Source organism: Streptomyces sp. ISL-66 (genome assembly GCF_018614135.1).
GTDB lineage: Bacteria > Actinomycetota > Actinomycetes > Streptomycetales > Streptomycetaceae > Streptomyces.
In genome coordinates, this window is the sequence record NZ_JAGGOW010000038.1 from 1 (window position 1) to 13798 (window position 13798).

Sequence of the window (13798 nt, forward strand, 5' to 3'; positions counted from 1 at the left end):
CGGCGGCCCCGGCGCCCGCCCCGGCCCCCGTCCACGCCACCGCGCCGCAGGCCGCCGCCCCCGGCGCCGGGAAGATCAACCTCGACAAGGGCCGGGTGAACCTCCAGAAGAACCAGACCGTCTCCCTGGTCAAGGGCGGCCGCCCGCTGCTCTCCCAGGTCAAGATGGGCCTCGGCTGGGAGCCGGCCTTCCGCGGCCGGGACATCGACCTCGACGCCTCCGTCATCGCGTACGGCCCGCAGCGCAACCACATCGACAGCTGCTACTTCGGCAAGCTGTCCATCCTCGGCGGCTCCGTCAAGCACTCCGGCGACAACCTCACCGGCGAGGGCGCGGGCGACGACGAGGTGATCGTCGTGGACCTCGGCCGGCTCCCCGCCGACGCCACGGGCCTGGTCTTCACGGTCAACTCCTTCTCCGGGCAGAAGTTCACCGAGGTGGCCAAGGCCTACTGCCGCCTGATCGACGCGGCGAGCGGCGAGGAGCTGGTGCGCTTCGACCTCACCGGCGCCGAGCCGCAGACGGGCGTCATGATGGCCAAATTGGTCAAGCAGTTCTCCGGCGAATGGGAGATGACTGCCATCGGCGAGTTTGTGAAGTCGCGCACAGTACGGGGCATGGTCAAACCGGCCGCGCAGGCACTCTGAGCAGGTGGGCGGGCACATGGAGCTACGGCGCCCGGCCGCCGGAGCGTACCGGGTGAGCGATTCCACCCTTAAAGCGGAGGCCTCTGTCAGTGCCCGCCCGTAGCCTTGGAACCATGCACCAGACACTCCAGCCCGCGGGACCCGCCCGCCCGTCCGCCGCCGAGGCGAACGAGGCGATACGGCGGCTCGTCGAGAGCCGGGTGGACGGCGAGTGGCCCTCCGAGGCGTACGAGTTCCTCCTCGAAGAGTGGGCCGCGGCCAGCCACGCCGAAGACTCCCCGTAGCCAGACCCGCGGGACCGTCCCGCCCGGTCTGATCATCCACTGAGAACGAACGACGCGAAGAGAGCCGCCGGGGCCCGTGGCCCCGGCGGCTCTCCCGTGTCGGGGCTCGGGCCCCGCCGGTTCAGTGCGCGCGCCGCCACGGGCCCGTGATGGCCAGCATGATGCCCGGGTCCTGGAGGTTGGCGAACAGCGTCCGCTCGTCCGGCGAGAAGCAGACCCCGGTGAACTCCGAGTACTCCGGCTCCTCGGCCGTGCCCAGGTTCATCTCGTTGCGGGCCAGCGGGTAGGTGCGCCCCGACTCGGTCGCGCCGAACAGGTGCTGCAAGCCCGAGCCGTCCTCCGCGATGATCAGACCGCCGTACGGGGAGACCGTGATGTTGTCGGGGCCGTCGTAGCCGCCGTCCACCGTCGTGTCGGCGTTCACCCCGATCAGGACCATCAGCCGGACCGTGCGCCGCTTGGCGTCGTAGAACCACACCTGGCCGTCGTGCGCCGCGCCCGGGCTCTCCTCACGGGCGTAGGAGGAGACGAAGTACGCCCCGCCGTCGGCCCACCACATGCCCTCAAGCTTGCGGCCGCGGGTCACGGCCGAGGCCCCGAACTGCTTGCGCACCGGCACGGTGCGCGCGTCGCGGTCCGCGACCGGCACCCAGTCGACCCCGTACGTGGTGCCGATCTTCGTCGCCCGCGAGAGGTCGTCGACGAAGCGGCCGGAGCTGTCGAAGCACTTGGCGGCCGCCAGCACGCCGGCGTCGTCGGCGAGCGTACGGAGCTTGCCGCGCCCGTGCCGGAAGCCGCTCGGCGGGGCCCAGCGGTAGAGCAGCCCGTTGGGGCCGGAGGCGTCCTCGGTCAGGTAGGCGTGGCCCTGGCGCGGGTCGATGACCACGGCCTCGTGCGCGTACCGCCCGAAGGCCTTCACGGGCTTCGGCGCGCGGTTCGCGCGGCGGTCGTGCGGGTCCACCTCGAAGACGTACCCGTGGTCCTTGGTCATCCCGTTCTTGCCGGCGAGGTCCTCGGTCTCCTCGCAGGTCAGCCAGGTGTCCCAGGGCGTCGCGCCGCCCGCGCAGTTGGTCGACGTACCGGCGACGCCGACCCATTCGGCGACTTCGCCGCCGCGCCGGACCTCGACGACCGTGCAGCCGCCGGCCGCGGCCGGGTCGTAGACGAGGCCCTCGGTGAGCGGGACGGGGTGCGCCCAGCCCGAGCGCGGGCCCTTCAGCTCGTGGTTGTTGACCAGGAGGGTGACTCCCCGGTGGCCCTCGAAGGCGGCCGTACCGTCGTGGTTGGACGGAGTGAGCTCGCCGGAGTCGAGCTTCGTGACCCCACTGTGGGTGATCACCCGGTAGGAGAACCCCGCGGGAAGGGCCAGGATGCCGGCCGGGTCGGGGACGAGCGGGCCGTAGCCGGGGCCGCGGGAATGGCCGTGGCCGCCCTGCGGCGCACCGTCGTCGGCGGCGAGGGCGCCGGGGGCGGTGGCGAGTGCGCCGACCGTCCCCGTCAGTGCGACTCCCGCACCGGCGAGGACGGTGCGGGCGGTGAAGTCTCTGCGGCTGAGCGGCATCTGGTCTCCAGGGGTGGGGAGGTGGTGCGCCTGTCGTGCGGTCGTCGGCGCACACGCTCCCGCCCGCACGTGAACGCCGACTGAACTACCCGGGAAATCGAACCGACCCCTTCCCGGTGCCCTCGATGGCCGAGTCCACTTCGGGAACGGCTGGTTACCGCCGCCTCACGCGGCGCGAGAACGCGCCTTGAAGGCGGCCTTCCGGGCCTCCTTCGCGGCCTTCTTGTCGGGGTGCAGCCGCCCCATGGCCTCCAGGACGTCGGCCGTCGCCGGATGGTCCACCCGCCAGGCCTGGTCGAAGAAACCGGTGTGATGGGCCGTCAGCGACTCGATCAGGAAGGGCAGTTCCAGCGCCTCGGCCTCCCCGTCCGCGGCGAGCTGCGCCGCGATGGTGTCGACCGTCAGCCAGAACACCATCGTCTCGCCCGGAGCCGGTACGTCGGCGGCCCCGCGCTCGGCCAGCCACACCCGGGCGAGCCCGCCGAGCTCCGGGTCGTCGAGCACCGCCCGGACCGCCGGTTCGGCCTGCTCCCCCGTCGGCGCGAGGGCCTGCTGGCAGCGCAGCCGGCGCAGCGGGGCGTTCTCGTCGGCGCCGCGGGCCGCGGCGAGCAGCTCCTCGACCGCGGTGGACACCGGGCGGCCGGCCAGCCAGTGCTCGATCTCGGCCTGGGCCGCGGTCTCGGAATAGTGGGAGACCACCTCCAGCAGCACGTCGGCGCCCTTGTCGGCCAGTTCGCCGAGGGCCGGGGCCTCGACCCCGGCTTCCAGCATCCGCGCGCGGATCCCGTACAGGCCGAGCGGGGTCAGCCGGACCATCCCGTAGCGGGCGACGTCCTCCTCGTCCACCGGACCGGCGTGGCCCGGGGCCGGCCTGGCGCCCGCCGCGAGCTCCTCGTCGTCGGCCTCCGCCATCAGCGCCTCGTCGACGGGACGGAACTCCACCAGCCCGATCGGCTCCAGCTGCCGGAACTGGTCGTCGAGGCGCATCATCGCGTCCGAGACCTGCTCCAGTACGGCGTCGGTCGGGTCGCCCATGTCCTGCGGGACGACCATCGAGGCGGCGAGGACGGGCAGCGGGACCGGCTCCTCGGCCGCGCCACCCTCGGCGACGGTGAGCAGGTACAGGTTGGCGAGGACGCCGTCGAGGAAGTCGGCCTCGCGGCGCGGGTTCCAGTCCAGCTGGTCGAAGTCGATCTCGCCGCCCGCGTCGAGGGCGTCCACGAGGTCGTCGAGCGCGGGCACCGCCGCGTCGGCGAGGACGGTGTCCAGGGCGGCCAGCCACAGGTCGAGCACGTCGCCGGGGGCGCCGCCGGTCACCAGCGCCAGGTCTTCGCCGGGCTCGGCGGTCCCGAACTCGTCCGCTCCGTCGGCCGGTTCGCCGGAGCCGGCGCCTGAACCGGAGCCTGAGCCCTCCTCCGGCTCGGTGACGTCGACCAGACCGGTGTCCACGGCCACGCGCCAGGCCTGGCTCGCGTGCGCGGCTGAGTCCTCGTCGGCGTCGTCGAGGCCGAGCACGGCGACGGCCTCGGGCAGCTGCGCGGCGACGAGTTCGCCGCCGACGTCCACGCGCGTGTCCGGTCCGGCCCAGCGGGCGAGACGGACGGCGCGGGCGAACAGCGGGGCCGCCAGGGCGTCGCGGGCCAGTTCCGCGTCGGGGAGCAGCCGTACCGGCGGCAGCGTGGGGTGCGAGTCTGCGGACATGGGGGCGGTTCTCCTCGCGGGCACGGATGGTTCGGGGTGTGCGGGCGGCTCCGGCAGCTCAAGCGGCTCGGGCAGCCCGGGCGGTGCGGGCCGTACGGCGCACCAGCGTAGACGCATTTCGGGCGCTCCCGGCCGGCGAACCCTTTTGGTTCATCCCACAGACCGCTGCCGTATTGACTGGAGGGCTTGACAACTTTGCTGACCAAGAAGGAAATTGACGCGCGTAGATCTTTGCATTTTCCTCCTCACACCGGAGTTCCTGCCCATGCGCTCCTCGCATCCCCGTTCCGCCGCCGTCGCGGCCCTCGTCGCCACCGCCCTGGCCACCGGCCTGATCGCGGGTACCGCCGAGGCGGCCGAAGGCGCCGCGTCCGCCGATCCGATACGCATCCACGACATCCAGGGCACCACCCGGATATCCCCGCTCGCCGGCAAGCAGGTCACCGATGTCGAGGGCATCGTCACCGGCGTCCGTACGTACGGCTCGCGCGGTTTCTGGATCCAGGACCCGGACGCCGACGACAACGACGCCACCAGCGAAGGCGTGTTCGTCTTCACCAGCTCGGTCCCGACCGTCGCCGTCGGCGACGCCGTCAAGGTCTCCGGCCTGGTCGGCGAGTACGTCCCCGGCGGCGTCTCCTCCGGGAACCAGTCGGTCACCCAGATCTCCAAGCCGGTCGTGACCGTGGTCTCCTCGGGCAACGCGCTGCCCGAGGCCACCGCCGTCAACGAGTACTCCGTCCCGAGCGAGTACGCCCCGGCCGGCGACCCGGCCGCCGCCGGCAGCATCAACGGCCTGACCCTGGAGCCGTCGCGCTACGCCCTCGACCACTACGAGGCGCTGGAGGGCATGAACGTCAAGATCGGCACCTCCCGCGTGGTCGGCGCCACCGACGCGCACGCGGAGCTGTGGGTCACGGTGAAGGGCTGGGAGAACGCCGCCAAGCGCGGTGGCACGATCTACGGTTCGTACGAGTCCCAGAACACCGGCCGCCTGCAGATCCAGCAGCTCGCGCCCCTCGCGCAGCAGCCGTTCCCGGTGGCCAACGTCGGCGACAAGCTGGTCGGCGTCACCGAAGGCCCGATGGACTTCAACCAGTTCGGCGGCTACACGCTGGTGGCCCGTACCCTCGGCACGGTCACGGCGGGCACGCTCGCCCCCGAGAAGACCAAGGCGCAGGCCGCGCACGAGCTGGCCGTGGCCACGTACAACGTCGAGAACCTCGACCCGAGCGACCCGCAGGAGAAGTTCGACAACCTGGCGAAGGCCGTCGTCGAGAGCCTCGCCTCCCCCGATGTCGTGGCCCTGGAGGAGATCCAGGACGACAACGGCGCCAAGAACGACGGCACCGTCTCGGCCGAGGCCACGCTGACGAAGTTCACGGCGGCGATCGCCGCCGCGGGCGGCCCGGCCTACCAGTGGCGGACCGTCGACCCGCAGAACAACAAGGACGGCGGCGAGCCCGGCGGCAACATCCGCCAGGTGTTCCTCTTCAACCCGGCGCGGGTCTCCTTCACCGAGCGCGCCCCGGGCGACGCGGTGACGGCGACCGGTGTGACCAAGGAGAACGGCAAGGCCGCCCTGACCCACTCCCCCGGCCGCATCGACCCGGCCAACCCGGCGTGGACCGACAGCCGCAAGCCGCTGGCCGGCGAGTTCGTCTTCCGCGGCAAGACGGTCTTCGTGATCGCCAACCACTTCGGTTCCAAGGGCGGCGACGAGGGCCTGACCTCCGTGCACCAGCCCCCGGTCCGCTCCTCCGAGGCCAAGCGGCTGCTCCAGGCGCAGGCCGTGAACGGCTTCGTGAAGGACATCCTCGCGGTGGAGAAGAAGGCCGCGGTCCTCGTGGTCGGCGACATCAACGACTTCGAGTTCTCGGGCACGACGCAGGCGCTGGAGGACGGCGGGGCGCTGTACGCGGGGATCAAGTCCCTGCCGAAGGCGGAGCGGTACTCCTACGTGTACCAGGGCAACGCGCAGGTCCTGGACCAGATCCTGACGAGCCCGTCGATCAAGCAGTTCACGTACGACAGCGTGCACATCAACGCGGAGTTCGCTGCCCAGAACAGCGACCACGACCCGCAGGTCATCCGTTTCCGCCCGTAACGGCGCCGTTCCGGAGGGGCCGGCCGGCACCGCCGCCCGGCCCCTCCGGCATGATCCGGGCATGATCTTCCGTACCGCAACGCGTCAGGACCTGCCCGCCGTACTCGGGCTGCTGGCGCAGGATGAGGCGGAGCCGGTTGGCTCCGGAGCCGGAGCCGCGGTCCCCGTCGAGGTCACGGAGGCCCATGAGCGGTCCTTCGCCGCGATCGAGGCGGACCCGCGCAACGAGATGCTGGTCCTCGTGGAGGACGGAACCGTCCTCGGCTGCCTACAGCTCACGTACATCCCGGGACTCGGGCAGGGCGGACAGGACCGGGCGCTCGTGGAGGCCGTACGGATCCGCGCGGACCGGCGGGGCGGCGGCCTGGGGGCCGGGCTGATGGAGCGGGCGGTGGAGCGGGCCCGCGAGCGGGGCTGCGGCCTGATGCAGCTCACCAGCAACAAGCGGCGCGGTGCCGCGCACCGCTTCTACGAGCGACTGGGCTTCACCCGGAGCCACGAGGGCTTCAAGCTGCCGCTGGTCTAGGGTTCGGCGGGCGGGTCGGGGGGGCCGCCGACGGAGGGAGGCCGGGACCTTTGGCCCTGGCGTGACGCTCGGCACATCCCTACCCATTCGGGCGCTCGTGGTGTTGAGTGTCCCCACGCCCGATCTTGTACCGCACTCCTTGGGAGGAACGCGTGTTCCCCTCCATCTCCCTCGCCCAGGAAATCGGCATCGCCGTCCTGCTCGTGGCAGCTCTCGTCTGGGTCATCGGCCTGGGCCACATGCTGTGGGACAGCCGTTTCCACCAGTCGGAGCCAGGCGCCTTCGAGGGCCTCGCGGTCATCCCGGCCCAGCGCGGCACCTTCGCGCACCCGCTGGAAACGGTGGAACTGACCGAGGCGGAACAGCAGGCCTTCGCGGGCCTGATCCGCACGATCCCCCTGCACTGACCGAGCCCCTCCCGGCCCGCGCAGCACAGCGCCCTCCCCCGCTCGGGTGGGGAGGGCGCCGTCATGGGGCTGTCACGCCGGGACCGAGAGGTCCGGGCGTCAGTTGTGGCTGTGCAGGATCTCGTTCAGGCCGCCCCACGCCGCCTTGTACGGGCGGGCTTCGACGGTGCCGGTGACCGAGTTGCGGCGGAACAGGATGTTGTTGGCGCCCGAGAGCTCCAGGGCCTTGACGATCTGGCCGCTCGGGAGGGTGACGCGGGTGCCCGCGGTCACGTACAGCCCTGCCTCGACGACGCACTCGTCGCCCAGCGCGATGCCCACGCCCGCCTCGGCGCCGATGAGGGTGCGCTCGCCGATCGAGATGATCTGCTTGCCGCCGCCCGACAGGGTGCCCATCGTGGACGCGCCGCCGCCGATGTCGGAGCCGTCGCCGACGACGACGCCCGCGGAGATGCGACCCTCGACCATGGAGGTGCCCAGCGTGCCGGCGTTGAAGTTGACGAAGCCCTCGTGCATGACGGTGGTGCCTTCGGCGAGGTGCGCACCCAGGCGGACCCGGTCCGCGTCGGCGATGCGCACGCCCTTGGGGGCGACGTAGTCCGTCATCCGCGGGAACTTGTCGATCGAGGTGACCTGGAGGTGCAGGCCCTCGGCGCGCGCGTTCAGCCGTACGGTCTCCACCTGGTCGACGGCGACCGGGCCGAGCGAGGTCCAGGCGACGTTGGCCAGCAGGCCGAAGACGCCGTCCAGGTTCTGGCCGTGCGGCTTGACCAGACGGTGGCTGAGCAGGTGCAGGCGCAGGTACGCGTCGTGCGCGTCCAGCGGCTTGTCCTCGAGGGAGGAGATCACGGTGCGGACGGCTACGACCTCGACGCCGCGGACCGCGTCCTGGCGGATCGCCTTGGGGGCGCTGGCTCCGAGCAGTTCCACGGCCTGTTCGGCGGTGAGGCGCTCGGTGCCGGCCGGGCCGGGCTCGGCGACCAGCTGGGGAGCGGGGAACCAGGTGTCGAGGACGGTGCCGTCGGCGGTGATGGTGGCAAGTCCGGCGGCGACGGCGCCGGTGGTACGCGTAGCAGTCATATCCGAAACCTAACCGGCGACGGGCCGCGGTCGCGAACCGGTCTCATGTGCCGGGCGCTGCTCGTGTGCCGGGCGCTGCTCGTGTCGCGTCCCGTTCCCGACGGTCTCACGGTCCCGGCCGTCCCCGATGGCCCCACCGTCCCCGACGTTCCCACCATCCCCGACCTTCCCGCCGTTCCCGCCGCCCCCCGCCGCCCCGTGCGCGGGGCCCGCCGGCTTCGCCGGGCGCGCCGGCTTCGCCGACATCCACAGCACCGCCCCGCCCGCCGCACCGGCCAGCGCCGCGCACAGCGGCCACAGCAGCCCGGGCGCGGCGGAGTACAGCGCCCCGCCGAGCGGTGCGCCGAGTACGACGCCACTGACGGAGACGCCCGCGTAGAGGCTCTGGAACCGCCCGACGGCGTGCGAGGGCGCCTGGTCGGCCACGTAGGCCATGGCCGTGGTCTTGTAGCAGATCTCGCCGAGGCTCAGCAGGACCATCATCGAGATGACCGCTCCCGCCCCGGCACCGGACAGCAGCGCCGCGTACCCGGCCCCGACGAACAGCAGGCCGAGTCCCACGACGCGCAGCGGCGGCCGGTTGCGCAGGGCGACGGCGGCCGGCAGTTCCAGGACGAGGATGACGGCGCCGTTGAGGGCGATGATCAGCCCGTACGCACCGGTGGCGAGACCGTGGTCGGCGAGGAAGAGCGGGAAGGTCGAGTACTGCTGGCGGTAGATGATGTCGACGACCAGGACCGCGCCCAGCAGGACGAGCACCGCGGGCCGGGCCCGGAGCTCAGGCCAGATGCCGCCGCGCCTGGCCCCGCTGCGAGCCCCGCTCGGACTCCCGTCCGACACCTCGTCCGCGCTCCCGTCCGGGCTCCCGTCCGACACCCCGTCCAGGCCCCCGGCCGAGGCGTCCGCCGGGGTGCGGGCGGCGCCGCGCGCCGGGACGACGCGGGCGGTCCACAGGGCGAAGAAGAGGGTGCCGACACCGTCGGCGACGAAGAGCCAGTCGTAGGAGAGGCCGGTGGCGATCAGGCCGCCGAGCGGGGCTCCGAGGGTGAAGCCGCCGTTGGACACGCAGCGGACGACGGCGAAGGCCTGGCGGCGCACCCCCGTGGGGACGATCACCGCGACCAGCGCCGAATTTGCGGAGCGGACCACTCCGAGGGCGTACTGGGCCAGCGGCAGGACGGCGTAGAGCGCGGCGGCGGGCAGCAGCGGCAGCAGCGCGAGGGCGGTGCCGGCCAGGACGGAGGCGGTGAGCAGCACGCGGCGGTGGCCGTAGCGGTCGCCGTACCAGCCGCCCGTGAAGTTGCCGGCGACCGCGCCGATCCCGCCGATGCCGGTGACCAGGCCTGCCACGGGGATGCCGAGGCCGCGCGGCCCGGTCAGGTAGACGAAGACGAAGACGAACGTGAAGCTGGCCACGGCGTTGACGAACACGCCCGCCGAGAGCAGCCAGACGGCTCTCGGCACCTCTCTGAAACCCTGCAGCATGCCCGCCCCCGGAGTAAGTTCCTTTTGGGAACGGACTATGTCAGCATGACAGCCCCGGGTCAAAGGAAAAGGAGTGCCCATGGCTCAGCGCGCGCACCTCGACGACGCGGACTGCTCCATCGCCCAGGCCCTCGACGTCGTGGGCGACTGGTGGACGCTGCTGATCGTGCGCGACGCCGCGCGCGGCGTGACCCGCTTCGAGGGGTTCCAGCGCGAACTGGGCCTGTCCCGCAAGGTGCTGACGGAGCGCCTGAAACTGCTGGTCGAGACGGGCGTACTGACCCGCGAGCCGTACCAGGAGCGCCCCGTGCGGCACGCCTACCGGCTGACGCCGCGCGGCCGCGGGCTGCTGCCCGTCCTGGTCGCCCTCCAGGACTGGGGCGACAGCTGGGTCCTGCGAGAGGGAGAGATGACGGCCACGACGGAAGAAGCCTCACGGGAGGCGGCGCGGGTGCACGCGCTGCGCGGCACCCGGCTGCCGGAGCTGCTCCTGCCGGACCGTTTCGGCGAGCTCCGCGACCCGGTGGCGGACTCGCCCTTCACGGTCTTGTACTGCTTCCCGGGCGCGTTCGCGCGGGCCGAGTCCTACCCGCCCGGATGGGCCGGGATCCCCGGGGCCAAGGGGTGCACCCTGGAGTCGTGCGCCTACCGGGACCAGCTGGCGCAGTTCACGGCCGCGGGCGCGGCGGTGCACGGAGTGTCCACACAACGCCCGGACGAACAACGGGAGTTCGCGGAGAAGGAGGGCCTGCGCTTCCCGCTCCTGTCGGACGCGGAGCTCGAGCTCGTGGCGGCGCTGCGGCTGCCGACGTTCCGGGCCGGGGGCGTCAGCCGGCTGAAGCGGCTGACGCTGGTGGTGGACCGGGAGCGGACGGTCCTCGACGTCCAGTACCCGATCCGGGACATCGAGGCGAGCATCGCCTCGGCCCTGGCGACGGTCCGCGCGGCGAGCTCGCGGACCCCGTAGACCCGCCCGCGAGCTCCGCGGACCTCACCCCCGCAGGAAAAAAACTCAGGACCCCCGGCACGGGCGTGCCGGGGGTCCTGTGGTCACTCAGCCGATGGCGGCAGCAGCGCCCCCTGATCAGCCGGGTCTCGGGCGTTCAAGCCGGAGATCAGACGTTGAAACCGGGGATCAGACGTTGAAGCCGAGCGCGCGCAGCTGCTCGCGGCCGTCGTCCGTGATCTTGTCCGGGCCCCACGGCGGCATCCAGACCCAGTTGATGCGCAGTTCGCTGACGATGCCGTCCGTCGCGGACTTCGCCTGGTCCTCGATGACGTCCGTCAGCGGGCAGGCCGCCGAGGTGAGGGTCATGTCGAGGGTGGCGATGTTCGCGTCGTCTACGTGGATGCCGTAGATCAGGCCCAGGTTGACGACGTCGATGCCCAGCTCGGGGTCGACCACGTCGTAGAGGGCCTCGCGGACCTCTTCCTCGGTGGCCGGCTTGATGGACGCCTCGGGCGTCGCGTTCTCGGTCATGCCGTCTTCCTCTCGGCGTCGCCCAGTGCCTGGGCGGTCGCGTCCTTCCACGCCATCCAACTCAGCAGAGCACACTTCACCCGGGCCGGATACTTGGAGACGCCGGCGAACGCGACCGCGTCCTCCAGCACCTCCTCCATGGCCTCGTCGGGCTCCAGCTTGCCCTTGGACTGCATCAGCTCCAGGAACAGGGCCTGGATCTTCTGCGCCTCGGCCAGCTGCTTGCCGACGAGCAGCTCGTTCAGTATCGACGCGCCGGCCTGGCTGATGGAGCAGCCCTGGCCCTCGTAGGAAATGTCGGTGAGCGTCTCGCCGTCGTACTTGACGCGCAGCGTGATCTCATCGCCGCACGTCGGGTTGACGTGGTGCACCTCGGCGTCGCCGTCGCGCAGGCCACGGCCCCGCGGGTGCTTGTAGTGGTCCAGGATCAGTTCCTGGTACATCGATTCCAGCTTCACTGCGCCCTCGTCGCCCTCGTCGATTCGCTTCGTCTTATCCGAAGAATTTCCGTACGTTCTCCAGCCCGACCACCAGCGCGTCGACCTCGGCGGGAGAGGAGTACAGATAGAAGGACGCTCGCGTCGTCGCCGGAATTCCGTACCGGAGGCAGACCGGGCGGGCGCAGTGGTGACCCACGCGGACCGCGATGCCCTGCTCGTCCAGTACCTGGCCGACGTCGTGCGGGTGGATGTCACCGAGCACGAAGGAGATCGCGGCGCCGCGGTCCTCGGCCGTCGTCGGGCCGATGATCCGCAGGTCCGGGACTTCCAGGAGACGCTTGATCGCGTACTCGGTGATCGCGTGCTCGTGCGCGGCGATCTTGTCCATGCCGATCGCGGTCAGGTAGTCCACGGCCGCGCCGAGGCCGACGGCCTGGGCGATCGGGGGCGTACCGGCCTCGAACTTGTGGGGAGCGGGGGCGTACGTCGAGGAGTGCATCGAGACGGTTTCGATCATCTCGCCACCGCCCAGGAAGGGCGGCAGGTCCTCGAGCAGCTCCTGGCGGCCCCACAGGACGCCGATGCCGGTCGGGCCGCACATCTTGTGGCCGGTGAAGGCCACGAAGTCGGCGCCGAGCGCCTGCACGTCGAGCGGCATGTGCGGAGCGGCCTGCGAGGCGTCGATCAGCACCAGGGCGCCGACGTCCTGCGCGCGCCGGACGATCGCCTCGACCGGGTTGACCGTGCCCATGATGTTGGAGACCAGCGTGAAGGAGACGATCTTCGTCTTCTCCGTGATGACCTCTTCGATGTTGGACAGGTCGAGCCGGCCGTCGTCGGTCAGGCCGAACCACTTCAGCTTCGCGCCCGTGCGCTGCGAGAGCAGCTGCCACGGCACGATGTTGGAGTGGTGCTCCATCTCCGTGATGGCGATCTCGGTCTCGCTGTCGACCCGGTAGGGCTCGTCCGCCCAGCCGAGCATGTTCGCGACCAGGTTGAGCGACTCCGAGGCGTTCTTGGTGAAGATCACCTCGTTGCGGCTCGGAGCGTTGATGAAGGCGGCGACCTTGTCGCGCGCGCCCTCGTACAGCGCCGTGGCCTCCTCGGCGAGCACGTGCACGCCGCGGTGGACGTTGGCGTTGTGCTGCTCGTAGTACTCGTTCAGCGCGTCGAGCACCTGGCGCGGCTTCTGCGAAGTCGCCGCGTTGTCCAGGTAAACGATCTTCTTCCCGTCGTGGACCACACGATCCAGCAGGGGGAAGTCCTTGCGGATCGCCTCGGTGTCGAGGAGGCCAGGCAGCTGTGTCACGCGGTCGCGCCACCCTTCGTGCTGTACGACTCGTAGCCTTCCGCCTCCAGCTTGTCGGCGAGCTCGGCGCCGCCGGACTCGACGATGCGGCCTTCGGAGAAGACGTGGACGAAGTCGGGCTTGATGTAGCGGAGGATCCGCGTGTAGTGCGTGATCAGCAGCGTGCCGACCTCGCCGGTCGCACGGACGCGGTTGACGCCCTCGGAGACCTGACGCAGCGCGTCGACGTCGAGGCCGGAGTCGGTCTCGTCGAGGATCGCGATCTTCGGCTTCAGGAGCTCCAGCTGGAGGATCTCGTGGCGCTTCTTCTCACCGCCGGAGAAGCCCTCGTTGACGTTGCGCTCGGCGAAGGCCGGGTCCATCTGGAGCTGCTCCATCGCGGACTTGACCTCCTTCACCCAGGTGCGCAGCTTGGGCGCCTCGCCGCGGATCGCGGTGGCCGAGGTGCGCAGGAAGTTGGAGACCGAGACGCCGGGGACCTCGACCGGGTACTGCATGGCGAGGAAGACGCCGGCGCGGGCGCGCTCGTCGACGGACATCTCCAGGACGTCTTCGCCGTCGAGGGTCACGGTTCCACCGGTGATGGTGTACTTCGGGTGACCGGCCAGCGAGTACGCCAGCGTGGACTTGCCGGAGCCGTTCGGACCCATGATGGCGTGCGTCTCACCCTGCTTGACGGTGAGGTCGACGCCCTTGAGGATCTCGCGGGCGCCGTTCTCGGCCTCGACGGAGACGTGCAGGTCGTGGATTTCAAGCGTTGCCATGGATACC

At 71.3% G+C, this 13798-nt stretch carries 14 protein-coding genes; 6 read left to right on the forward strand and 8 right to left on the reverse strand.

Going from position 1 to position 13798, the window contains the following annotated elements; all coding sequences use genetic code 11:
• Both J7E97_RS08495 and J7E97_RS08500 read left to right on the forward strand, forming a co-directional pair.
• On the forward strand, positions 1–647 hold a 647-nt coding region (locus J7E97_RS08495; protein ID WP_215024053.1), incomplete at its 5' end, for a TerD family protein.
• A gap of 113 nt (positions 648–760) precedes the next feature.
• Complete coding sequence (locus J7E97_RS08500) at positions 761–931, forward strand: hypothetical protein (protein ID WP_215024055.1); 171 nt, start codon at positions 761–763, stop codon at positions 929–931.
• A gap of 121 nt (positions 932–1052) precedes the next feature.
• Here J7E97_RS08500 and J7E97_RS08505 read toward each other — a convergent pair whose 3' ends face one another.
• Together J7E97_RS08505 and J7E97_RS08510 are read right to left on the reverse strand one after the other, a co-directional pair.
• On the reverse strand, positions 1053–2492 hold the full coding sequence (locus J7E97_RS08505) for an alkaline phosphatase PhoX (RefSeq protein WP_215024057.1): 1440 nt from the start codon (positions 2490–2492) through the stop codon (positions 1053–1055).
• Between the two features lie 165 nt (positions 2493–2657).
• Entirely contained in the window at positions 2658–4193 is a 1536-nt protein-coding gene (locus tag J7E97_RS08510) for a hypothetical protein (RefSeq protein ID WP_215024059.1), read from the reverse strand.
• 265 nt (positions 4194–4458) lie between these two features.
• Between J7E97_RS08510 and J7E97_RS08515 the strand changes: the two genes are divergently transcribed.
• The 3 genes from J7E97_RS08515 (at position 4459) to J7E97_RS08525 (ending at position 7233) form a co-directional block, all read left to right on the forward strand.
• Positions 4459–6300 carry an endonuclease/exonuclease/phosphatase family protein gene (locus J7E97_RS08515; RefSeq protein ID WP_215024061.1) on the forward strand — a complete coding sequence of 614 codons (1842 nt, stop codon included), beginning with the start codon at positions 4459–4461 and terminating at the stop codon, positions 6298–6300.
• 61 nt (positions 6301–6361) lie between these two features.
• The gene (locus J7E97_RS08520) at positions 6362–6826 is read left to right on the forward strand and encodes a GNAT family N-acetyltransferase (protein ID WP_215024063.1); all 465 of its coding nucleotides are present in this window, start codon (positions 6362–6364) and stop codon (positions 6824–6826) included.
• A 152-nt stretch (positions 6827–6978) separates the two neighbouring features.
• Complete coding sequence (locus J7E97_RS08525) at positions 6979–7233, forward strand: hypothetical protein (RefSeq protein WP_215024065.1); 255 nt, start codon at positions 6979–6981, stop codon at positions 7231–7233.
• Positions 7234–7332: 99 nt separating this feature from the next.
• On the opposite strand, the gene dapD is transcribed toward J7E97_RS08525, so the two are convergent.
• Both dapD and J7E97_RS08535 read right to left on the reverse strand, forming a co-directional pair.
• A complete protein-coding gene (gene dapD / locus J7E97_RS08530) occupies positions 7333–8313 on the reverse strand; it encodes a 2,3,4,5-tetrahydropyridine-2,6-dicarboxylate N-succinyltransferase (RefSeq protein WP_215024067.1) in 981 nt (326 codons plus the stop codon).
• A gap of 9 nt (positions 8314–8322) precedes the next feature.
• Positions 8323–9798 carry an MFS transporter gene (locus J7E97_RS08535; protein WP_215024069.1) on the reverse strand — a complete coding sequence of 492 codons (1476 nt, stop codon included), beginning with the start codon at positions 9796–9798 and terminating at the stop codon, positions 8323–8325.
• Positions 9799–9877: 79 nt separating this feature from the next.
• Between J7E97_RS08535 and J7E97_RS08540 the strand changes: the two genes are divergently transcribed.
• Positions 9878–10765: a winged helix-turn-helix transcriptional regulator gene (locus J7E97_RS08540; protein ID WP_215024071.1), complete on the forward strand. Its 888-nt coding sequence runs from the start codon at positions 9878–9880 to the stop codon at positions 10763–10765.
• 168 nt (positions 10766–10933) lie between these two features.
• Here J7E97_RS08540 and J7E97_RS08545 read toward each other — a convergent pair whose 3' ends face one another.
• Genes J7E97_RS08545 through sufC form a run of 4 tightly spaced genes read right to left on the reverse strand, consistent with a single transcriptional unit; the run spans position 10934 to position 13791 of the window.
• Positions 10934–11278 (reverse strand): metal-sulfur cluster assembly factor, encoded by a 345-nt coding sequence (locus J7E97_RS08545; RefSeq protein WP_073913993.1) that lies wholly within the window; start codon positions 11276–11278, stop codon positions 10934–10936.
• Positions 11275–11736: a Fe-S cluster assembly sulfur transfer protein SufU gene (sufU, locus tag J7E97_RS08550; RefSeq protein WP_215024073.1), complete on the reverse strand. Its 462-nt coding sequence runs from the start codon at positions 11734–11736 to the stop codon at positions 11275–11277. Before sufU ends, J7E97_RS08545 begins: the two co-directional genes overlap by 4 nt.
• A gap of 34 nt (positions 11737–11770) precedes the next feature.
• On the reverse strand, positions 11771–13027 hold the full coding sequence (locus tag J7E97_RS08555; RefSeq protein WP_215024075.1) for a cysteine desulfurase: 1257 nt from the start codon (positions 13025–13027) through the stop codon (positions 11771–11773).
• Positions 13024–13791, reverse strand: coding sequence for a Fe-S cluster assembly ATPase SufC (sufC, locus tag J7E97_RS08560; protein ID WP_007263436.1), 768 nt, complete (start codon positions 13789–13791; stop codon positions 13024–13026). The genes J7E97_RS08555 and sufC overlap by 4 nt, the downstream gene beginning before the upstream one ends.
• Positions 13792–13798: the final 7 nt, after the last annotated feature.

Bases quoted from the DNA above. Each gene is read 5' to 3' on its own strand.
- J7E97_RS08500 (WP_215024055.1), top strand. From the start codon at position 761: ATGCACCAGACACTCCAGCCCGCGGGACCCGCCCGCCCGTCCGCCGCC.
- J7E97_RS08505 (WP_215024057.1), bottom strand. From the start codon at position 2,492: ATGCCGCTCAGCCGCAGAGACTTCACCGCCCGCACCGTCCTCGCCGGT.
- J7E97_RS08510 (WP_215024059.1), bottom strand. From the start codon at position 4,193: ATGTCCGCAGACTCGCACCCCACGCTGCCGCCGGTACGGCTGCTCCCC.
- J7E97_RS08515 (WP_215024061.1), top strand. From the start codon at position 4,459: ATGCGCTCCTCGCATCCCCGTTCCGCCGCCGTCGCGGCCCTCGTCGCC.
- J7E97_RS08520 (WP_215024063.1), top strand. From the start codon at position 6,362: ATGATCTTCCGTACCGCAACGCGTCAGGACCTGCCCGCCGTACTCGGG.
- dapD (WP_215024067.1), bottom strand. From the start codon at position 8,313: ATGACTGCTACGCGTACCACCGGCGCCGTCGCCGCCGGACTTGCCACC.
- J7E97_RS08535 (WP_215024069.1), bottom strand. From the start codon at position 9,798: ATGCTGCAGGGTTTCAGAGAGGTGCCGAGAGCCGTCTGGCTGCTCTCG.
- J7E97_RS08540 (WP_215024071.1), top strand. From the start codon at position 9,878: ATGGCTCAGCGCGCGCACCTCGACGACGCGGACTGCTCCATCGCCCAG.
- J7E97_RS08545 (WP_073913993.1), bottom strand. From the start codon at position 11,278: ATGACCGAGAACGCGACGCCCGAGGCGTCCATCAAGCCGGCCACCGAG.
- sufC (WP_007263436.1), bottom strand. From the start codon at position 13,791: ATGGCAACGCTTGAAATCCACGACCTGCACGTCTCCGTCGAGGCCGAG.